Source organism: Polaribacter sp. Hel1_33_78 (assembly GCF_900106075.1).
Lineage (GTDB): Bacteria > Bacteroidota > Bacteroidia > Flavobacteriales > Flavobacteriaceae > Polaribacter.
In genome coordinates this window covers 1,257,695-1,279,775 of sequence record NZ_LT629794.1, presented here as the reverse complement: position 1 = coordinate 1,279,775, position 22,081 = coordinate 1,257,695, and the positions used below count along the sequence as shown (strand labels likewise).

General features: G+C 32.1%; 12 protein-coding genes. 4 read left to right on the top strand and 8 right to left on the bottom strand.

Features of this window, described 5'->3' with window-relative positions; all coding sequences use genetic code 11:
* Nucleotides 1–47: 47 nt before the first annotated feature.
* From BLT88_RS05360 to BLT88_RS05330, 7 genes are all read right to left on the bottom strand, one after another.
* Complete coding sequence (locus BLT88_RS05360) at nt 48–3,731, bottom strand: glycoside hydrolase family 2 protein (protein WP_091953500.1); 3,684 nt, start codon at nt 3,729–3,731, stop codon at nt 48–50.
* A gap of 65 nt (nt 3,732–3,796) precedes the next feature.
* Nucleotides 3,797–6,139 (bottom strand): GH92 family glycosyl hydrolase, encoded by a 2,343-nt coding sequence (locus tag BLT88_RS05355; RefSeq protein ID WP_091953499.1) that lies wholly within the window; start codon nt 6,137–6,139, stop codon nt 3,797–3,799.
* 10 nt (nt 6,140–6,149) lie between these two features.
* Nucleotides 6,150–8,264 carry a metallophosphoesterase gene (locus BLT88_RS05350; RefSeq protein ID WP_091953497.1) on the bottom strand — a complete coding sequence of 705 codons (2,115 nt, stop codon included), beginning with the start codon at nt 8,262–8,264 and terminating at the stop codon, nt 6,150–6,152.
* A 152-nt stretch (nt 8,265–8,416) separates the two neighbouring features.
* Nucleotides 8,417–9,775 carry a glycoside hydrolase family 88 protein gene (locus BLT88_RS05345; RefSeq protein ID WP_091953496.1) on the bottom strand — a complete coding sequence of 453 codons (1,359 nt, stop codon included), beginning with the start codon at nt 9,773–9,775 and terminating at the stop codon, nt 8,417–8,419.
* 25 nt (nt 9,776–9,800) lie between these two features.
* A complete protein-coding gene (locus BLT88_RS05340; RefSeq protein ID WP_091953494.1) occupies nt 9,801–10,520 on the bottom strand; it encodes an enoyl-CoA hydratase/isomerase family protein in 720 nt (239 codons plus the stop codon).
* Nucleotides 10,517–12,058 carry an acyl CoA:acetate/3-ketoacid CoA transferase gene (locus BLT88_RS05335; protein ID WP_091953493.1) on the bottom strand — a complete coding sequence of 514 codons (1,542 nt, stop codon included), beginning with the start codon at nt 12,056–12,058 and terminating at the stop codon, nt 10,517–10,519. The genes BLT88_RS05340 and BLT88_RS05335 overlap by 4 nt, the downstream gene beginning before the upstream one ends.
* Before the next feature lie 12 nt (nt 12,059–12,070).
* Complete coding sequence (locus BLT88_RS05330; protein WP_091953491.1) at nt 12,071–13,558, bottom strand: aldehyde dehydrogenase family protein; 1,488 nt, start codon at nt 13,556–13,558, stop codon at nt 12,071–12,073.
* Between the two features lie 90 nt (nt 13,559–13,648).
* Here BLT88_RS05330 and BLT88_RS05325 point away from each other — a divergent pair, with 90 nt between their 5' ends.
* The 4 genes from BLT88_RS05325 to BLT88_RS05310 all read left to right on the top strand — a co-directional run bounded on the left by BLT88_RS05325 (nt 13,649) and on the right by BLT88_RS05310 (nt 19,379).
* Nucleotides 13,649–14,659, top strand: a complete 1,011-nt coding sequence (locus BLT88_RS05325; RefSeq protein WP_091953490.1) for a LacI family DNA-binding transcriptional regulator — start codon at nt 13,649–13,651, stop codon at nt 14,657–14,659.
* 8 nt (nt 14,660–14,667) lie between these two features.
* On the top strand, nt 14,668–17,385 hold the full coding sequence (locus tag BLT88_RS05320) for a PQQ-binding-like beta-propeller repeat protein (RefSeq protein ID WP_091953488.1): 2,718 nt from the start codon (nt 14,668–14,670) through the stop codon (nt 17,383–17,385).
* Nucleotides 17,386–17,644: 259 nt separating this feature from the next.
* The gene (locus BLT88_RS05315) at nt 17,645–18,691 is read left to right on the top strand and encodes a sugar kinase (protein WP_091953487.1); all 1,047 of its coding nucleotides are present in this window, start codon (nt 17,645–17,647) and stop codon (nt 18,689–18,691) included.
* Between the two features lie 10 nt (nt 18,692–18,701).
* Complete coding sequence (locus BLT88_RS05310) at nt 18,702–19,379, top strand: bifunctional 4-hydroxy-2-oxoglutarate aldolase/2-dehydro-3-deoxy-phosphogluconate aldolase (RefSeq protein ID WP_091953485.1); 678 nt, start codon at nt 18,702–18,704, stop codon at nt 19,377–19,379.
* A 27-nt stretch (nt 19,380–19,406) separates the two neighbouring features.
* Here BLT88_RS05310 and BLT88_RS05305 read toward each other — a convergent pair whose 3' ends face one another.
* Nucleotides 19,407–22,070: a PQQ-binding-like beta-propeller repeat protein gene (locus BLT88_RS05305; protein ID WP_091953484.1), complete on the bottom strand. Its 2,664-nt coding sequence runs from the start codon at nt 22,068–22,070 to the stop codon at nt 19,407–19,409.
* Nucleotides 22,071–22,081: the final 11 nt, after the last annotated feature.

The window sequence follows — 22,081 nt, the reverse complement described above, 5'->3', positions numbered from 1 at the left end:
AAAGAAAATAGCAAATTTTCCATTTTATAAATGCAAGATTGATATTATTATTCTAATGTTTCTGAAATTAAATTGATTATTAATTTTGCAGCAACAGGATCGTACAAACCTTTATTAGTCATCATTTCCGAAAATACTGCTTTTCCTTTATTTGTAATAGAGATTATCGGAAACCCTTTCATAGTTAACATTTCTTTTCTTCTATCCTGGCCTCTGGCATATCTGTGTTGACATCCAGATGCTATGCATACTATATTTGACTTACTCTCATTAATTTGATATAGACCGGAGTAAACTAATGGTTTTTCTGCTTTGAGATTTGAAAAATAACGTAAGTCAAAATATTCTAAATCTTTAAAAACTTTTGATTCTGTTATATCTATATGAGCTGTTTCCATCTTTTTGTTAAGGTATTTAGTAATATGCTTTGGAAAAATAGCAGTAGCTTTTTCACCAGTTTTTAATAATAGTACTTTTGCTCCTTTATTTACATTGTCTAAAATTAATTTAGCTTTTTTAGCATCAAATTCTTTAACTTCAGATAAACCAGAGACAATATAAATATCTGCTTTTTTGCTGAAGGCCTCCTTTAAGTTATTTACTTTTTTATATTTATAATTCAACATATCTAAAACAGGTATTGTATTATTATCAAAATCTACGACAATAATTTTTTTAGAATTATGTAAAGGTTTTACCCAAGATTTTTTTGCTATGAGAAGATTATATTCATTTTTAGCAACAACTTTTCTATTTTGTTTTAAATACAGTTTTAGTTTACCATCTAATCTATTTCCTGAAAAATTTTCAGGCAAAATTATATTTGGAGTTAACCATTTACGTGAATAGTGAGCAATTTTAGGAATAGAATATTCTCCAGAAGAAACAATTCTATTATCTTCGTAAGTGATCTCCCATTCTAAAATAGATGCCTCTAAATCTTCTCCATTTAATTTATCATTAACGATACAAAAACGTGTAGGTAATTTATCTCCAGTAAAATAATGTCTACCCCATAATTCAGCACTGACCAATATTGGGTTTAAGGAGTTTTTCATCCTGTAATACGTTGGATATGGTTTCACTTTTTCTGCATCATACACATTCTGAAACCATGTGATGCTTGAGAAATTATGCATACCAGCTAATTTATCATGCGTTCTTCTAACAGCTTCTACTAATTCTGAAGTTAAAAAAGCATTATTTTCTAAACTGTAGGAAGGGTTTCCAAAAGGATACGCTTGATTTCCTATATGGGTTTGTGTATTTTGATGTTGCCATAAATAAGAACGTGTATGGTGTCCAGTTTCCGTATTTGGATATCCCGAAGACCATTCTTGCGAAATTAAAGGGCGTCCATTCGTTTTTCTGTTTAGAAGTTGTTTTTTGTCAAATACATCAAATACTGAGGTATTATACCATCCTTGATAATTATGACCATCATCAATATCTCCATCATCGTATTTTTGAAAAAAGTTCTCGTTAGGGTTATTCTTAACTGCTTTTCTAGTATACCCTGAATCAAAAGATATTGGACGAGTTGGGTCTGCAATACGCATTTGCTTTACCACATCAGATACAATTTGCATTTTCTGTTCCATTTTAGATAATTTATCTTTTTTGTGAGTAAAGTTCATTTCATTATTAATTGTCCAATATAATAAAGATGGGTGATTTCGATATTTTTTCATTAATCGAATCCATTCATTAGACCAAATATTCAATAGTTCCTTTTTAGGTATGGATTCTTCTCCAATCCCTATCATAAGCCAAGGCCAAGTGCCTTCATAACTTATTCCTACCCCTTGTTCGTCTGCTGCTTTTAGCCAAACTTCGCTATATGGTATTGTATGACTTCTAGTTACTGCAATATTTCCATCATGATACATTTGAAGCGTTTTGTTTGCCAAATCTGCATCATTAATACCTAGCGCATGGGGCGTATGATTCGCACCTCGTAGCCAATATTGTTTTCCATTCAAATAGAAATAGTCTCCTTTAGTTTCAAATGTTCTAAATCCAGATTGAATTGTTTCTGAATCTAATAATTTATTAGTTTTGGATTCTTTTAAATTAAAATTAAAACTATATAAATTAGGGGTTTCAGGAGACCATAATTTGGGATTTAGATTATTAATTTCAAAAGTGACTGTTTTATACTCACCCTCTTTTAGTATGATTTTTTTTATTGATTCCCTTTCAATTAAAATATCATCTGTCCCCTTTTCTTTTATAGACGTATTTAAATTAAATATCTTTTTTAATTTACTTGTATTTCTTAGTTGTATTTCAAAACGTGCTCCAGTCAAATTTGGTTTAATATAAGTATCTACAATCTTTACAGGATTTGTAATTATTAACTTCACTGGTTGCCAAATACCTACGGGTTCATCACGGAAAAAACCGTGAGGTATATCTTTTAGCATTTGGTTTGTTACCTCTACAGTAACGGCTATTGTAGCAATTTCATTAGCATTTTTAATATCTTTAGTATAATCCTTCATTACCTTAACGGCAATTAAATTACTACCTGGTTTAAGGAATTTAGTAATATCTAATTTAATTTCGCCAAACATGCCTTTGTTGTTTCCCGCAAGTTTGCCATTAACATAAACCTCTGCCATTTTTGAAACAGCATCAAAATTTAGTTCTATATTTTTATCATTCAATGAATCTGGCAAATCAACCCATTGCCTATACCATCCAATATTTGTTTTTTTATAATCGAAAGTGTAGTTTTCACAACGGTCAGTTTCTTTTTGAAAATAAGTATCAGAAGCCCCTTTTTGGTGTTCTTCATCCATAAAAGTTTCACCATGTAACCATATACGAGAAGGGTTCCAAAAATTTGGCACTTCCAAAATATGCCAATCGTCATCAGATGAATTAGCGTCAATTGCTTGTTCTCTATTTATTAACTCATGATCTGGTTTAAACAACCAATTGCCATCTAAAGAAATTGTTGTTCGTATTGGGTTTATATGAGAAATTTTTACTTTTTTATATTGTTTTCTTTCTTTTATTCGCTTTTCAACTTTCTGCTTAGGGGTTAAATAGTAAGAGTATTCTTTAGACTTAATAGGATCCATGTAAGTATCTGAAAGCCTTGTAACTTCCAAATTTCTAAATTCATTCTTTATCCAAGCACCACCAAGCACTACTTTTCCTTTAGTTAAAATATCTCCTTTATCATCAATTACATCAATTCTTGGAGTGTTTTCATTATTTATAAAAACTCTAAAACGATTTTTACATACTTCTATTTTAAAAGCATACCACACCCCTAAAGTTGGGTTAAAATCTAAGTTTCTAATTCCCAAAAATCGATCATCCCCCATAAGCCCCATGCGAGCTATTTCAATATCATTTTGAAACCCTCCTTTAAAACCAACTAAATAACGGTTGTTTCTTCCTTGTTCTCTAAAACCAAACCATATTTGTACTTGTTCTTCAGTTTTTGGGGTTCTTGCCTCAAAACTAATCGTATAATTTTCCCATTCCGCGCTCCCAATAGAAGCATAGGAGTCACGTGTTGCAAGAACGCCATCTTGCACTTTACATAGACCTTTACCTACTTTAGTAAATTGTGGTTTTGAAATACTAAAAGAGTCTTTAGAGAGTAACCTATCTTGGGCATTTAAAGGGTTCAAAAAAAGAGTCGATAAAAAACTAAAAAGAACTAAAGCGGATCTAGAATTAGATGATAAAACAAATGGACTAAAATGAAACATATCACTTTTTATTAATTATTACTTGAATTTAAATTTTACTTTATTTAAAAAGTATTTATTGATACCTATTTGTATTTTTTTAGACTCAAAGAAAAAGGAGCGTTTTGCTTTTTACTTCCCCAACTTTTATTTGGAGTATTAGATACCTCAAATTCTAAAAAACCTCCTTTTTGAATGTCGCTACATTTAATAAAACTGTTTTGGTAATCAGAATTATTTAAACTTGCAGACTGAATATAAAAGTTATTTTTTGAATTGTTTTTTGCTTCAATTATAAAGGTATTTCCGTTTCTTAAATGTAATGTTGCTTTTTTAAACAAGGGACTTCCTATAATAAATTCATCAGTTGCAGGAGTTACAGAATAAAAACCTAAAGCACTAAAAACGTACCAAGCAGAAGTTTGTCCATTATCTTCATCACCACAATAACCATCTGGAGTTGGTGTGTATAGTTTGGTTAAAACTTTTCTGATTTTATCTTGGGCTTTGAATGGAACACCTGCATAATTATAGAGGTAAATCATATGTTGTATGGGTTGATTTCCGTGTGCATAATTGCCCATATTTGCAACCTCCATTTCTCTAATTTCGTGAATTACCTTTCCGTAATAGGATGCATCATATTTTGGTGGCATTGTAAAAACACCATCTAATTGTTTGATGAAATTTTCTTTTCCGCCCATTAAATTAATCAATCCATCTATATCTTGAAAAACAGACCAAGTATAATGTAAACTATTTCCTTCTGTAAAAGCACCACCCCATTTTAAAGGATCAAAAGGACTTTGAAAAGTACCATCTTCATTTTTACCACGCATTAAATTTGTTAATGGATCAAATACATTTTTATAACGATGCGATTGCTCATAATACTTTTTTGCAATAGCATCTTTTCCCATTTTTTCTGCCATTTGCCCAATCGTAAAATCGGCATAAGCATATTCTAATGTTTTGGCAGCATTTTCTCTAATATTTACATCAAAAGGTACATAGCCTAAAGTATTGTAATAATGTAACCCTTCTCTGCCTACAGACCTTACTGGTCTTCCTTCTTCTACAGTTGCGTTTTTAAGAATGGCTTCAAATAAAATTTCTGCAGTTTTTTCATTTTTAATGTTTCCTTTTAAATAAGCGTCTGCAATAATAGGTGCAGAATTAGAACCAATCATAACAGCTCTATGTCCAGGACTTGCCCATTCTGGTAACCACCCAGATTCTTTATAGGTGTTTGCCAAACCTTCCATAATTTTATTATTCTGCTCTGGATACATCATATTAAAAAATGGAAAAACAGCCCTAAAGGTGTCCCAAAAACCATTGTCTGTAAACATATAACCAGGTACAACTTTTCCATTGTATGGACTGTAATGCATCATTTTATTGTCTGCATCAAACTCATAAAATGTTCTTGGAAATAGTAAGACTCTGTATAAACAAGAATAAAAAGTTTTGATGTTATTAATATTATCATCTTCAATTTTAATTCTACTCAACTCCTCTTCCCAAGCATTTTTTGCTTTCTCTTTTGTTTCATCAAAAGAATCTTTTCCAATTTCTCTATCTAAATTTATTTTTGCTTGCTCTAGACTTATAAAAGACGATGCTACTTTTACGTTTACAACTTCTCCTTTTTTGGTTTTAAAACCAATGATTGCTCCAACGTGTTTTCCTTCGCTATTTAAGTTGTTTTTTTGAAGTATCCAATTGTCTTTCCAAGTGTGGGTCATTTCAAAATCTTTATCAAATTCTGCTACAAAATAATTATGAAAATTCTCTGGCACACCGCCTCTATTGTTTCTGCAATAGCCAATAATTTTACGCTCTTTCGGTAAAATTTTAACCATAGAACCTTTGAAAAAAGCATCTAACATAATGTATGAAGAATCTGCCTCTGGAAAGGTAAATTTAAAATGTACTGCTCTAGAAGTTGGAGCAACTTCTGCAGTAACATCATATTCTGCTAAATAAACACTATAATGATAAGGTGTAACAGTTTCTGCCTTGTGCGAAAACCAAGAAGCTCTTTCATCTTCTTGATACTTTAATTCACCTGTAACTGCCATAAAAGAAAATGCAGCATAATCATTTAACCAAGGACTTGGCTGATGTGTTTGTTTGATTCCTCTAATTTTATCATCATCATAATTATAAGCCCAACCATTTCCCATTTCTGCAGTCATTGGTGTCCAAAAGTTCATTCCCCAAGGTTTAGCTATTGCAGGATACGTGTTTCCATTAGACATACTTTTTTTAGAATCTGTACCCATTAAAGGATTTACATAATCTACTAAAAAAGTCTTGTCTTTTGAGTTTGTTGTTTGTCCTTGAGTATTACAGGATGCGAAAAAAATGGCAGCAAGTGTACTTACAACAAGTAATGATTTGAAATTATTTTTTGTTTTAGTCATAATCTAATTTTTAAAACGTAACAAGAACAGTTGTGGGTTTTGATATTTTTGCGGTGACTATATTGTCTTTATAAATCCAACTGGTAACACCTGCAACCACTTTTGGCTTTTTAGTAAGATAAAAATCTACTTCTGCATTTTGAAATACATTTTCTATAGTGGCTTTTATTGATCTGTTTTTTGATTGATAAGGCACTAATTTGATGTTTTCTGCATAGCGAACTCTATGTAAATAAGGGCCTATATTTTTTTGAAGTGGAGAGATAATAATCTCTAATTTATCCGAAATATGGTTTCTTATTTTGCCTATTTTAATATGATTATCTAAATACGTTACTGTGGCATTTCTGACTTGCCATTTCATATTTGAATGACGAACTAAATAGGTAACTCTTTTGTTTCCTGATGTTGAAATTTGATTGACACTTCTTGTTTCTAAAGGTTTCTCTAAATCAATCTTTTTAATATCCCCTTTTGCCAAAACACCAAAGGTTTGGTAGCTTTTTGTATCAATAATTACACCAGCATCTAATGTATTTAAAGAAGTATGTTCTTGTTCTAATTTTAGATAGATAATATCTACATCTGTATTCATCCCAGTAAAAGAAGCTTCTACAGCGATGTTTACTAAATTATCGCTTTCTGGATTGCTATAAATCGTATCAAATTCTGGCAAGTTTGGCACATCTAATAAACAATCGAATTGTTGTCTTCCATCACCTAAAATGATTTGATCTGACTGTACAATTCTTAATTTTCGTCCATTTAGATCATAAATATGCAAACGAAACCATAAACGCTGTGTGCCTTTGATTCCTTTTACATCTAAGTCGATACTCGCTTTGTACTTTTGACCCAATGGACATCTATAATATGAATATTTATCATAATTATCTGATGGCATTGTTAAGGTAGTCCACCAGTTATCATTTGCTTTTAAACGAATTCCTGGATTTGCATATTCAAAACCAGCATTTCCGTGATTCACTTTTGCAGCAAACAAAATTTTATCTAATCCATGATACGCTTTTCGTTCTGTGTATTTTGTCATTGCGTGATCATCGTTAATAACCGCATTTTCACAACCTGTTAAAAATAATTCTGATTTGGTATTTTCACCAAAGTGATGATGATATGCAGGAATACGTTCGCCATTTACTGCTCCACCAACTCCATAACTGTAAGCGAAATCTGCTTTGTTATCAAATGTAGTTTTTACATCAAGTGTTTGACTTAAAGACACATCAAAAGAATCTAAAAACATATCTTTTTCTGCGGAATAACATTTTACAGTTAGCATCTCTTTTGTGATTTCAAAATAAACACCTCCTATACCATATTTACCTCTACTAGGATCAAAACCACCAATTCTTCCATTAGAAACGAATAACATATCATCTCTATTTATGACTTCAAAATTATGATTATGTCCGTGCATCCAAGCAATAATATTTTTATTTTTCTTAAAAATATCGACCATTTTATCACTATCCATTACACCTCTATACCCATTTTCATTTCCTATTGTTGTGCCAATAATATTATTGTGAGATAACATTACAATGGTTTTGTCTTTGTTTATTGCCAAATCTAAATCCAACCAATCCCAAGCTTCTTCTGTAATATAGGTAGCTCTAATCAGTTGTGGGAAAGAGATAAAATGAATGCCTTGCATATCAAAACTATAATAGGGTCTGCAGGTATTACTCCCCATAATATTTGAACGCATTTCTGGATCATCATCTTCATTTGAGCGTAATTCGTGATTCCCAATTACGTAATAAAAAGGAAGTTGGCCACAGCCACCTTGTATAATATCTACCCAATCTTTTCGGGCTTTGTGTGGGTTTGCATTGTTATGATGATCGTTATGATGAGCATCCCCAGTATCTAAAAAAATATCTAAATCTGGAAATTTATTCAAAATATTTTTTACAGCTGCTGCTTGCTCTTCAATGGTGGGTTGCATTTTATGTGCCCAACCAAAATGCGAATCGGAAACTATAAATCCTTTAAAAATTTCTTTTTTAGTATTGTAACTATTTGCGGTTGCGAATATTCTTGGAGATATAAATGCAGCAGCAGATAGTACCGCAGTTCTTTTAATAAAATTTCGTCTTTGCATCTTCTATTTTTAGTAACACAATAATAAGAGTCCTCATTAATAAAGCACTAATAAAACATTAACCTTTATTACTTAATAAAGTAATTTAAGTACTACAATATAAAGTATCTATGGTTATGTGTAAAAAATGAAACATAACTCTTGATTTTAAATTAATGAATCATATCAAAGAACGTATAGTATTTATCTTCGGATATTTTTTTTGCTAAAAAGCAGAGTTCTACCAAATGATAATCTCCCCACATACTAGATTCGTTTTGTGGAACTTTACTTCCTTTAGGTACATTATCCCATCCATTTGGCCAATGATAAACAGAATGTTTTAGGATACCTTGATGTGTTGGTTCTGTTGCCAAATAATCATCAGACAATAAAGTTTGTAAGACTCCTAAACCTGCTTGCATATACTTTTTTGAAGCTTTTGCTTCTGTTTCTTTTAAAAGATGAGAAAGTCTTAAAAGTCCTTGAGCCCCAATTGCTGCTGCAGAACTATCTATCGGTTCATAAGAGTTATTAATCTCTGCTTCTCTTTCGCTATAGTTTCCTAGTTTATTGATGTTTGGCGCGCCAGTATCCCAATAAGGAATTCCGTTTGATGAAGTATATTTTATATAAAAATCGCAAGTTGCTTTTGCGGCTTTTAAAAGTGTTGCTTTTACATCTTCAAGACCTTCAAAAGAAAGTTTCTCGCTTTCTAAAAATTCTAAAAATTCAGAAAAACCTACCATTGCCCAAGCCAAACCTCTAGTCCAAGTTGTAAAACCAGAAAAACCTTGTTGTGAATTTGGACAACGATACTTACCATCATTTGTATTAAAAATAGATTCGTGTGCAACACGCCCCCATTCATCATAAATATCTCTACCTTCTCCATAAAAAACAGCATATTTTGCCGTTGTTAAGGCGTGTTCAATTGCACGTTGTAAAAGATCTATTTTTGTATCGTTTTCATCTAGCGAACGATGTTTTAATTTATGACCCGCAAGAACTATTCTTGCAGTACGAATGGTATCTATAAACAAGGAATGTGGTCCATTAAAAGAATAGATAAAACCACCCTCTTTTGTGTTTGTCCATCTTTTAGCCTGCACAGAAGCGGACATACTTAATGCCAGTTTATAGTACTCTTTTTCTTCTTTGCTGGCATCAAACAAATTTTGATTTGCCATACGTAGCAGGTTTCCATAGGTACTTAAATTATTAAAACCATGATCGTGTACACCAAAATGACTTAAATGATGTGCCATATTATTAAAAGTGTTTTCTTTTCCGATTTTTAATAACTCTTTATTTGAAGTTGCTTCTGCAATTAATAATGTAATTCCATACTGAAAACCTTGCGTCCATTCTGTCCAACCTCTTGTTGTATATTTTCCATGTACCGTAAAAACAGGAGAACCTTGGTTTGTATCATATTCTTTTTGTAACAGCAACGCTTTTTCAGTCGCTAGCTTCCAAAAAGTATCTAAAGGTTTTTTTAAATCTTGAATATTTATATCACTTAGTATCATAAATTCTGTTATTCTTTGGTTTTTATTAGGAAGAAATTTTTACCGCTAATACATCAAAATTTATATCAGATCCATAAGTAGTTCTGGTAGCATCCATTAATGCAGATTTTGCCATCGCATACACTTGAGGTTTTATTTCTAGCAAATTATTTGTGAAAATATGCAGTTCTTCTTTTGTAGAAATTTTTGTAATTAATCCTATTTGTAGTGCTGAATTTGCATCAATTTTTTCTGAAAGAAGAATTATTCTTTTTGCATTTGCTTCTCCAACCAAACGTCTAATTCTCGTCATTCCTCCCCAACCAGGAAGCCATCCATTAGAAACTTCTGGAGTACTTAAAATGGCATTTTTAGATGCCAATCTAAAATCGCAAGCCAAAGCCAATTCTAACCCTCCACCCATTGCATAGCCATTAATATAAGCTATTGTTGGTTTGCTAATCGTTTCAATATTGTTATTAATACCATTTCCAAATTCTATCCAACGTGTAATTTCAATGCCTTTTAAAGCTTTGAATTCTTTAATATTTGCACCCGACGAAAACGCTTTTTCGCCAGCACCTGTAATTACGATTACTTTAACGTCATCACTTTTTCTTGCAAAATTAACAGCATCATTCAATCCTTCTAACATTTCAAAACCCATACAATTCATTTTTGTTGGATAGTTTAACGTAATTGTAAAAACGCCATTGTGTAAGGATGATAAAATTAAATCTGTCATACTACTACTTTTTCTTGTCATAATTCTAGTTTGCAATGTTTGAAGATGTTGGAATCAAAATAAGAAAGTGGTTTATTCATGATAGGCTCAAAGTCCATCATCTCTAAAATGTCTTTTTGTAAATCTACTCCTGGTGCAATTTCTTTCAGAAATAATCCTTCTTTTGTTAATTGAAAAACGGCTCTTTCCGTTATATACAACACTTCTTGATTATTTTCTAAAGCATATTCACTAGAAAAAGTAATTTGTTCTACTTTATTTATAAATTTAGTAAACTTACCAGAATTGCTTATTTCTAATCCATTTGGTGTAATTTCTTGTTGCGATTTTACAGCAAACGACCCACAGAAAACAACCTTTTTAGCGTTCTGTGAAATATCAATAAAACCTCCACAACCTGTTAAAATGTTTCCAAATCTGCTAGAATTCACATTGCCAAATTGATCTATTTGAGCAAATCCTAAATAAGCAATATCCAAACCGCCACCTTGAAAAAAATCAAACTGATAACCATCATCTAAAATAGCTGTTGGATTATACATCGCGCCAAAATTTAATCCTGATGTTGGTATACCACCTGTAGAACCTTGCTCTATCATAAAGATTAATTTATCTGCAATGCCTTCTTCTTGGGCTACAATTGGAACGCCATCAGACATACCGTAACCCAAATTAACAAACATATTTTCTTTTAATTCTAGAGAAGCTCTACGCATAATAATGCGCTTTAAACCTGTTAAATTTAAATCATCAGAGGTATATTGTTCTTTTCTATCCACTAAAGCTTTATCAAAAGCAGAAATAAAAGTCATTCCTTGCGTTTTGTCTTGCACCACATAGTCGATAAATACTCCAGGCACTTTTATAGTACCTGGAATACAATTATTAGTGTTGATGTTCTTCACTTGCACAATTACAATTCCGCCATTTACTTTTGCTGCTTGCGCAATTGATAGCATTGAAAAAGAACCTACCTCCTCTTCCATAGTTAAATTACCTTCACTGTCAATAGAAGTGCCTCTAATAATGGCAACATCTACATTTACTGAAGGATAAAAAAGATAATCTGAACCTTTTATCATTAAGTGAGAAACAAAATTTTCTGTTGTAATCGCATTAATTTTACCGCCTTCTTCATTAGGATCTACAAATGTTTTTAAGCCAACTTTTGTAATAACACCTGGTTTTTTTGAAGCAGAAGCTCTCATTAAGTGACTTAATACTCCTTGAGGTAAATTATAGCCTTTTATCTTATTTTCTTTTGCTAAAGCAGACATTTTTGGTGCATTTCCCCAAAAACCGCCAATATTTGTATCTATTAAACCTTCAAAAGCAATATGGTTTAATCCTCTTGTATCATTATCGCCAATACCACAGGGATGAATGGTTTTTAAGTTTTTAGGTGAATTTGTCTCTACAAAACGTTTTCCTAAATGTTCCATCACTTTATCAGGAACTGCATGACCAGCACCTGCACCACCAAAAACCACCGTATCATTATCTTTAATATAAGATACAGCCTCTTCTGCACTTACAATTTGAAACTTTTTATTTCTCATTTACTTCCCTTTTTAAACCCAGCTTCCGTTAGAAACTTCTGTTTTAATCATTACTGATTTAGTTTCCATAAATTCATCAATAGCACCTGGACCTAACTCTCTACCAATTCCACTTTGTTTAAAACCTCCAAAAGGAATTTCAGGATTACCAGACATCCAATTATTAACCCAAACTGTACCTGCATCAATCTCTCTAGTCATAATTATTGCAGTATCTAGATCTTTTGTCCAGACACCAGCAGACAACCCAAACTGTGTACTATTTGCAATTTCTATGGCTTCTTTTCTTGTTTTAAAAGTTAGTATAGAAAGTACTGGTCCAAAAATTTCTTCGCAAGCAATTTCCATTTCCGGTTTTACATTCGTAAATATTGTTGGTTCAAAATAATTGCCATTATTTATGGTTATTTGATTTCCTCCCAACAATAGTTTTGCTCCTTGAGCAGTTCCAGAATCTACATACTTTTTAATTTTATCTAGTTGCATTTTGTTGATGATTGCCCCAAATTTCACACTTGGATCTAAGGGATCGCCCAGTTTTACTTTTTTAGAATGCGCTACTACTTTTTCTTGAAATTCTTCAACAACATCTTCATGAATAATAATTCTACTTCCACTATTACAACATTCTCCCATATTAAAATAAACACCAAATACAACAGCATCTATAAGCGCGTCTATATTTGCGTCAGGAAAAATAATTTGAGGGTTTTTTCCACCCAATTCTAGGGCTACTTTTTTAAGATTCCCAGATGCAGCTCTCATAATATGTTTTCCAACATCTGTACTTCCTGTAAAAGTGATCATATCTACATTATTGCTTTCAGAAAGCGTCATTCCAACTGGATCACCATAACCAGCAAGAATATTTACAACACCATCTGGCAAACCTGCTTCCTTTAAAATACCTCCCAATAACAATGTTGTTCCAGGAGTCATTTCTGATGGTTTTATAACAGCGGTGCAACCTGCAGCCAGTGCAATTGGTAGTTTTTGAGAAATAATTAGCAAAGGAAAATTCCAAGGTGTTATCATAGCAACTACACCAATTGGTACTTTTTGCAACATCACTGTCATATCTTTTCCAAGATTTGTATTTACATCTCCAGCTATATGTCTTGCTAAAGTTGCGGCATAACCCCAAATACCTGCTGCCCATTCCATTTCATTTAATGACTGACTAATCGGTTTTCCTGATTCTAAAGTTTCTATTAAAGCTAATTCGTGAGCTCTTTCTTTTATAATCGAAGCTGCTTTTCTGATTATTTTTTCACGACCTGAACCTGACATATCTGACCAATAATTGCTTTTAAAAGCTTTTTTGGCAACAGAAATAGCTTGTTCTGTGTCTTGTTTATTACTTAATTGATAAGTTCCTATTAAATTTCCGTGAGCAGGACTTTTTCTCTCAAAAATTTCATTACTTAATGAATTTATATATTCACCATTTATGAAGTTTTGGTACTCAAATGGTTTATTTGGTAGTTTGTATTCGCTCATTTTTTTTTAAATATTTATCAAATGTAATTAAAATATATTACACGTGTAATATATTTTGTAGCTTAGCCAAAAATCATATTAAATTGTTCCGTGAAAATAAATCAAAAATATATAGCAGATTTACTTAATATTTCTAGAGTTACTGTAACCAAAGCTCTACAAAATCATCCTGATATTGCTCTAAGCACAAGAGAAAAAGTAAAGAAAGTTGCAGACGAATTAGGCTATATACCCAATATTGTAGGTAGAAGTTTATCCACAAAAAAAACAAATACTATTGGAGTAATTGTGCCAAAAATAAATCATTCTTTCTTTTCTACAATAATAGAAGAATTATACAGTAATGCTAAAAAAGTTGGTTACAACATTATATTAATGGTATCATTTGAAAATGAAGAGGCTGAATTGGATAATGTAAAATCTTTACTTTCTATGAATGTTGATGGAATTATCATTGATTCTGTAGCTACTTCTCAAAAACACAAAGTACATAAATTATTAAATAAGCATAACAAATCTTTTATATATTTAGATCGAAAACCTGTTTCTTTAAAAAATGCTATTGGTGTATTTTTTGATGATGAGAATTTATCATATCAGCTTGCAAAAGAGATTATTAATAAAGGGTTTACAAAGCTGATGTTTATCAGCGGAAATCAAGAAATCAGTATCAGTGAGCAACGATTAAATGGTTTTAATAAAGCAGTAAAAGAAGCTCATATTTCTGTTCCTGAAGAATGGTGTCTAGTTACAAAATTAGATAAAACTAATGCAGAAAAAGATTTTACTACTTTTCTTGAAAACTACAACAATTTACCAGAGGTAGTTATTTGCGCTAATGATTCTATTGCGATAGGAGTTTACAATGCTTGTGAAAAATTTGATTTGAAAATTCCAGATGATATTGCTGTTAGTGGTTTTGGACATGTAAAAATTTCAAGCCTCTTAAACCCTCCCTTAACCACTGTGAAATTGAATTTAAAAAAAGCTGCAGAAAAAGCTTTAGAAAATTTACTACTTCTTATTAATAATAAACCCATTACAGAAAACACATTAATAGAAGGTAAGATTATTTTTAGAGAAAGTACAGAAAAAAAATAAGCACATATATGAAAACCTCAAAACTATTTTTTACAGTCTTATTTTTAACACAAACTTTTGTTATAGATGCTCAAAACTCATTTACCACAAGTGGAAGTGAAGATATAGATAGAGTTCGTAAAGAAATTGTTATCAATTCAACAACCAAAGAAAATTTTAGAGAACATTCTGTTTTGATGTATATGTGGGTAGGAACATTGCAACATTTAGGTGCAGATTTACGTTCATTTTATGATATTGATAAAAAATATTATCAGCTAGAAAACCAAGTAAATAGAAAAAAAGGAAAAGAAAAAATAGAAGCAACTCAAAAAATGACTGTTTTAATTGATGCAGGTTTTGCAAAATTAGAAGAGATTCACAATGAGTATTTAAAAAATGGTTCAATTTTTAAACCTTTTGAAAGTGATGGAAAAGGATTTCCAAAAGGTGGAAATATGGATGCTGAATGGCCCATGTTTCAATCCAACAAACACAACAATGGATATTCAGAGGCACCAGGTCCAAAATATGGAAGAACTGCTTGGAAATTCCCCGTAGGTTTGGGTTGGTATGTGCGTCCAGTTATTGAAAATGGTAGTGTTTATGTAACTTCACCAGGAATGTACACTACGTGTTTTAAGCTAAGTTTAAAAACAGGGAAAATTCTTTGGAAATCAACACAAGAGCATCCTTTGTTTGGTATTTACAAATATCCTGCAATGATGTCAACACCTGTAATTCAAGGTGATAAAATAATTTTACGTGAGGTAAATAGTCACGGAGGAAATAAAGGACAAGCAAAAAACCTAGTGTATATTGATAAAAACACAGGTAAAACCATCTCAAAATCTTATGCAGGTCATGTAGATTATAGAACGCAAAATGCACCTGTTGCAAGTAATGACGATTATGTGGTTTATCCTTTTGGAGTTTCAGATATTTACCAATATCCGCCTGTTTGTCAAAATTTTAATAGATTAATTTGTAAAGATAAAAATAATAAAAAACAAATGTGGGATTTTAATGTAGGTGATATTGATGCACTTGCAGAACCTGTTTTGTCTAAATATCAAGTTTTTCAAGGCACTACTGAAGGTTATTTATACGCTTTAAACTTAAAGCCTGGTGTTTCGGGTCAAAAAAACTTTAACAACGAACAAGCAACCAATGAAAAAAAATTAATTGCTTGGAATTTTAAAGCTGAAGGTGCTATAAATACAAAAGTATTATTGGACGATGGAAAAGTGTATTTTGGCGCAAATGATGGTGTTATCTATTGTTTAAATGAAGTTGATGGAAAATTACTTTGGTCTAAAAAAGTAAACAAAATTGAAAAAAGAGCGCGTAAACATTTTACAAATCCGTTAATTGATAATGGCGTTTTATTCATAGGTTCTGCAAATAAAAATGCATACGCAATTGATGTAAATACAGGTGATATTCTTTGGAAAAAAGAAACAAAAGATTGGATAAGAGCAAAACCAGTTGCTACTAAAAAGCACATTTATTTCGCTGATGTACAAGGAAATATTTACAAGTATAAGAAAAACGGAAAACAAGTTTGGTGCAAGCAAATTAGCACGCATCCTATTTTTGCAGATTTAACAATTTCTGAAGATAAAATTGTTTTAAACGACAGTAATTTATTAACGTTTTGCTTGAATTTAGACGGAAAAGTAATTTGGAAACACAGCATTTTATCAGCTTATTGGAACAACGAAGGAGAACGTATTTTTACGGATGTACTTTCTGGTGGCACCTATTATCAATCTAAACCTACAGCAGCAAATAATAAATTATTTTTTGGAAATCCTGCTGGTTTTTTATATGCTGTTGATGCTGATACAGGCAAAGAAAAATGGAAATTTGAAATGGGAGGAGCCATTTCAGTTGGGCCTGCAATTATGGACGGAAAAGTATATGTCGGTCAACAAGGAGGAGAACGCTTCTTCTATTGTTTAGATGCAGAAACTGGCGAAGTGGTTTGGAAGCAAACTGTTCCAGGTGGATGGGTTTGGGGTTCTGCAACAGTAGATGACGGCTTAGTTTACGTGCCCACAGTTAATGGTTATGCAGTTTGTTTAGACGGGAAAACCGGCCATATTGTTTGGATGTACCCAACTGCAAAATCAGTTCCTGCAGAACCTGCTATTGATGGGGATATTGTCTATTTTGGATCTTGGAGTAGATCTTTATACGCCTTCAATAAAAAAACTGGAAAAATTATATGGAAAGCCAATGGTGTTGGTTTAGATTCTGGTACCCTTATCTCTCAAGACGGTAAAATTTATTTGCCTCATCACAGTAATATTTTTATGAGTTTTAACTCTAAAACTGGTGAAATTTTAACTGAAGGAAACACAAATGAAAGTGATAAAGGAAAGTATACAAATTTTAATGCAAGCCCGGCTTTTCATAACGGAAAAGGCTTTTTTACAGCAAGAGTTGGTATTGGTTTAAAAGGAGTTCCTTTAACCTCAAAAGTGTATAGCGTATATGCAAAAACAGCCAAAGTAAATTGGACATTTCCTGATGGAGGAGGTTTATCTGCACCTGCTTTAGCTAATGGACGACTGTATATTGGTTCTGGAAACTATCCGTATTTGTACTGTTTAGATCAAGAAACAGGAAAATTATTATGGAATTATAAAATGGGAACTCGTATTGAAGAATCTACCCTTTGTATTTATAGAGATAAAGTGTTTGCGCTTGCTGGTGATGGATATGTGCACGCTGTAGAATAAGCAATTTATTTTTTATTTAATTGCATGTAAATATCCATCAGAAGACATAATACATGCGCTTCCTTTACATAAATCTAGTGTAGATTTTTCTACCTTATTAACCATTATATATTTACACTTTATGTTGGTTTTGCCATGTTAAAGGTTCGAGTCTGATGATAATAATAATTATTTTAATGTTGGTAAGTTATATTCCAGAAATATCAATGTTTTAACAAGATTATTTAATTTATAAATTTAAAATCTAATTATTTTTAATATGAAAAAAGTAGTAACATTTGGGGAAATCATGTTGCGCTTAGCTCCTCAAGGATTTTTAAGATTTTCGCAAGCGTCAAGTTTTGATGTCATATACGGAGGAGGAGAGTCTAATGTAGCAGTTTCACTAGCAAACTATGGAGTAGATGTAGATTTTGTAACACGTTTACCGAAAAATGATATCGGTGAAAGTGCAATGATGGAAATGCGTAAAAGAGGCGTTGGGGTTGATAAAATTATTTGGGGTGGCAATCGCCTCGGAATATATTTTTTAGAGAAAGGTGCTGTGTCTAGAGGATCTAAGGTGGTATATGACAGAGCACATTCTGCTATTGCTGAAATAGAATCAGGAATGATCGATTGGGATGCAGTTTTTGATGGTGTAGAATGGTTTCATTGGACAGGAATTACACCTGCGATATCTCAAGGAGCTGCAGATGTTTGTTTAGAAGCCGTTATAATTGCAAGCGCAAAAGGAATTACAATTTCTACAGATTTAAATTATAGAGCTAAACTTTGGAAGTATTGTGGTGATGCACATAGAGAAAAAATAATGACAGAAATTACATCTTATTGCGATATCATTTTAGGAAATGAAGAGGATGCAGAAAAGCATTTTGGTATTCATCCAGAAGGGTTAGATGTGCACAAACATGGACATGATATTAAAGCAGAAGCATTTTTATCTGTTTGTAAGCAAATGATAAAAAAATTCCCAAGCGCAAAAAAAGTAATTACAACATTAAGAGGTTCTATTTCTGCATCTCATAATACTTGGGCTGGTGTTTTATACGATGGAAAAAAAATGTTCTATACTCGCCAATATCAAATTACAGATATTGTGGATAGAGTTGGAGGAGGAGATTCTTTTATGGGAGGTTTAATATATGGATTACTTAAATATCCAGAAGATAACCAAAATGCACTTGATTTTGCAGTAGCAGCCTCTTGTTTAAAGCATACCATTAAAGGAGATGCCAACTTAGTAACGATTGAAGAAGTAGAAAAATTAATGGAAGGTGATGCCTCTGGACGCGTAGCACGATAAACAAAATACAATGGCAGAATACACACGAATAGAAGTAGCACAAGTGATGAAAAGTACAGGGTTAGTCCCATTATTTTTTCATAAAGATATAGAATTAAGTAAGAACATTTTAAAAGCTTGCTACGATGGAGGAGCCAGGTTATTGGAATTTACAGCACGAGGAGATTTTGCTCATGAGGTCTTTGGAGAACTTACCAAATATGTAATAAAGGAATTACCAGGAATGATATTAGGTGTTGGCTCTATAACCGATGCGGCAGCAGCATCTTTATATATGTCATTGGGTGCTAATTTTATTGTAACCCCCGTATTACGAGAGGATATTGCCATTGTTTGTAACCGCCGAAAAGTATTATGGTCTGCAGGTTGTGGCTCATTAACAGAAATAGCCCATGCAGAAGAATTGGGTTGTGAGATAGTAAAATTATTCCCGGGAGATACTTATGGGCCAAACTTCATAAAAGCTATTAAAGGTCCTCAACCTTGGACCAATATTATGCCAACAGGTGGCGTGTCAACAACAAAGGAAAATCTAAAAGGATGGTTTGATGCTGGTGTTACTTGTGTAGGTGTGGGGTCTAAACTGATTTCAAAGGACATTATCCAAAACAAAGATTTTGATAAACTAAAACAAATAGTTCAGGAAACATTACAAATCATTAAAATGCTTCAACCATTAGAAAAATAGTTAGCTGTTTATGGTCGTTGTTATTTTTTATTTAATAGCATGTAAATATCCATCAGAAGACATAATATATGCTCTTCCTTTATATAAAGCTGGTGCAGATTCTTCTACCTTATTACCCATTTTATATTTCCATTTTATGTTGGTTGTGCCATCAAAATTCCCTTCACTGTCAACACAGTAAAAATATGGGTCTGCAATATTTGAGAAATATACATTACCTTTTTCACCAATAACAGGACTGCTTAATCCTGCACCTAATTGTGTCCAATTCAAATCACCAGTTTTTGCATCTATACAATACACAACTGCTTCTATACAAACGCCACCTAAACCCAGACCATGCCAACAAGACATATACACTTTTCCATCGTGAACAGCTGGTGTAATATTAAAAATGTTATTACCATCTTTAAACTCCCAAATCAATTTCCCGGTTTTTAAATCGAGGCATTTATTTTTTAAATACACTTTGCCATCTTTTATGACAGCTACACCAGAATCTGTACCTCCTCCATTATATTTCCAAAGTAATTCTCCAGTTTTTTTATTAAACGCTTTTAAATAATCGTCCCAACTTCCAAAAATAACGATATTTCCTTCTACTGCTGGTTCACTACAAACTGAACGTGAAAATGGTTTTTTCCAAATCATAGCTCCAGTATTTGAATCTAAAGCCCAGGCATAACCATCTATTCCTGGGATATAAACCATATTATCAGAACAAGTAGCAGAACCCCAAACCCAATCTACATTTTGTTTCCAAATGAGTTTACCTGTTTTTGCATCCAAGCAGTAAAAATCATCTTCACCTCCTTGTTGACCTACATAAATTTTACCTTGATAATAAGTTGGTGCTCCAGAAATAGATGCTCCAATTTCATGTTTCCAAATTTCTTTTCCTGTTTTAGCATCTAAAGCATAAATAAACCTTGAGGGAGAACCTACAAAAACCATATCATCTGCGGCTGTTGGTTTAGATTGGTAATATGCACCTCCTGCAATTTGATCAGAAAATATTCTTGTATTATCTTTTACAAAACTATCTATGGTGCTAATTTTCCAAATTTTATCACCTTTTGTATTGTAACAATGCGTGTATAAATCAGAATCATTAATGACAATTTTATCATCTTTTATGCTTAAATCAGCAAAAATAGGATGATGACTAATTTGTATTTTAAACAATTCTTTGGATTTGTTTTTATGAAATTCTACACCATATAAAGTACCTTTCATTGTAGCAAAAAAGAATTTATTTTCTGATGCAACTGGAGCTGAACGAATCCAATCATCTGCCTTTTTATTGATTAAAACTTTACCAGTTTTAATATCAAAAACATAGAAATGTTTGTCTGCACTACCTACAGCTACTTTTCCGTTTGCAACATAAGGTGCAGAAAAATGCCTGAAAGCGTTAGTTTCAATTATATCTACTTTATGCTTCCAAATTAATTTACCAGTTCTTTTATTAAGGCAGTAAAAAACACCATCATTTGCCCCAAACAAAACAAAGTTTCCACTGGTAATTACTTTATCATTTATAGCTCCTTCTGCTCTAAACATCCAATTAGGCTTGGGCCTATTGTGCAATCTTTCATCAGCTTTCCAAGCATATAAATACCCTTCTACAGTTCCTTGATATGCCCAATTTTCTTTATCTAAATGAGGTTCTGAAAACGTGTAACCAATATACATTTCATATAACTTTTGACCTGTTTTTATATTCTTGGCGATCATCCTGTCAAAAGCTTGTGTTAAAGGGGGTGTTGTATGAATATCTTGCACACCAAAAGGGTAAACAACTACATCATTATTAGCAGTAAAAGGAGCATGACCAGCTCTATAATCTACATGACCAACTTCAATTTCTTTAGTAATTTTCCCTGTTTTTTTATCAACCAAAACCACGTCTTTTGTTGGGCCTTTGTTCCCTCTTGCACCCATTTCTCTATACATAATATAATTTTCTAAAATAACTGGACTTGACTGGTTATTAGGAGCGTGGTATAATTGATCACCCATAATTTCTATTTCTTGTTGGGTTTTCCAAATTGTTTTTCCTGTATTTAAATCTAAACAATACAACTTGGTTCTAATTCCTGGTGATGAAATATACACACGACTTCCTTCTATAGCTGGTTTTGATTCCCAAGCTAAACCAATAGGGAATTTCCAAGCTTTCTCACCTTTTGTTGGTCCAAAAGCACCTGTATAACCAGATAAACCCTCATTTCCTTTGTATGATGTCCAAGGAATTTCTTTTTGTTTGTTGTAGTTTAAAAGATTTAGATTACTGGTAAAATCTGTTGATTTTCGAGTATTAGCAATCACTTGATATTTTTCTAAAATAGCATAACCAGCATCAATAATTAAACAAACTTTTTGCATTTGCTTGTCTGAAAATTGTTGTGGTTTATTTCCACTCCAAAGATTATTCCATCTTGTTACTTTGTTTAACCTATTATCAATAGCAACATACTCTTTTAAAGGAATGCCTTGTTGTTGCAACATAGCAGCCCATAACTTCATTTTTATAGCTCTTAATTTAAAGGTTTTTCTTTGTGTAATATTAGAAGTTATTTCTTTTCGAATCTCATCTAATTCCAAATCACCACTCGAATTTTCAATAATTCCTTGAGCAGATATTTCTACAATAAGCAATAAAAATATAATTAGTTTAAAATTCTTCATTAACAAAAAAA

Coding starts and splice junctions, on each gene's coding strand:
- BLT88_RS05310 (WP_091953485.1), top strand. CDS start 18,702: ATGGCAGAATACACACGAATAGAAGTAGCACAAGTGATGAAAAGTACA.
- BLT88_RS05350 (WP_091953497.1), bottom strand. CDS start 8,264: ATGCAAAGACGAAATTTTATTAAAAGAACTGCGGTACTATCTGCTGCT.
- BLT88_RS05360 (WP_091953500.1), bottom strand. CDS start 3,731: ATGTTTCATTTTAGTCCATTTGTTTTATCATCTAATTCTAGATCCGCT.
- BLT88_RS05315 (WP_091953487.1), top strand. CDS start 17,645: ATGAAAAAAGTAGTAACATTTGGGGAAATCATGTTGCGCTTAGCTCCT.
- BLT88_RS05345 (WP_091953496.1), bottom strand. CDS start 9,775: ATGATACTAAGTGATATAAATATTCAAGATTTAAAAAAACCTTTAGAT.
- BLT88_RS05330 (WP_091953491.1), bottom strand. CDS start 13,558: ATGAGCGAATACAAACTACCAAATAAACCATTTGAGTACCAAAACTTC.
- BLT88_RS05305 (WP_091953484.1), bottom strand. CDS start 22,070: ATGAAGAATTTTAAACTAATTATATTTTTATTGCTTATTGTAGAAATA.
- BLT88_RS05320 (WP_091953488.1), top strand. CDS start 14,668: ATGAAAACCTCAAAACTATTTTTTACAGTCTTATTTTTAACACAAACT.
- BLT88_RS05340 (WP_091953494.1), bottom strand. CDS start 10,520: ATGACAAGAAAAAGTAGTAGTATGACAGATTTAATTTTATCATCCTTA.
- BLT88_RS05355 (WP_091953499.1), bottom strand. CDS start 6,139: ATGACTAAAACAAAAAATAATTTCAAATCATTACTTGTTGTAAGTACA.
- BLT88_RS05335 (WP_091953493.1), bottom strand. CDS start 12,058: ATGAGAAATAAAAAGTTTCAAATTGTAAGTGCAGAAGAGGCTGTATCT.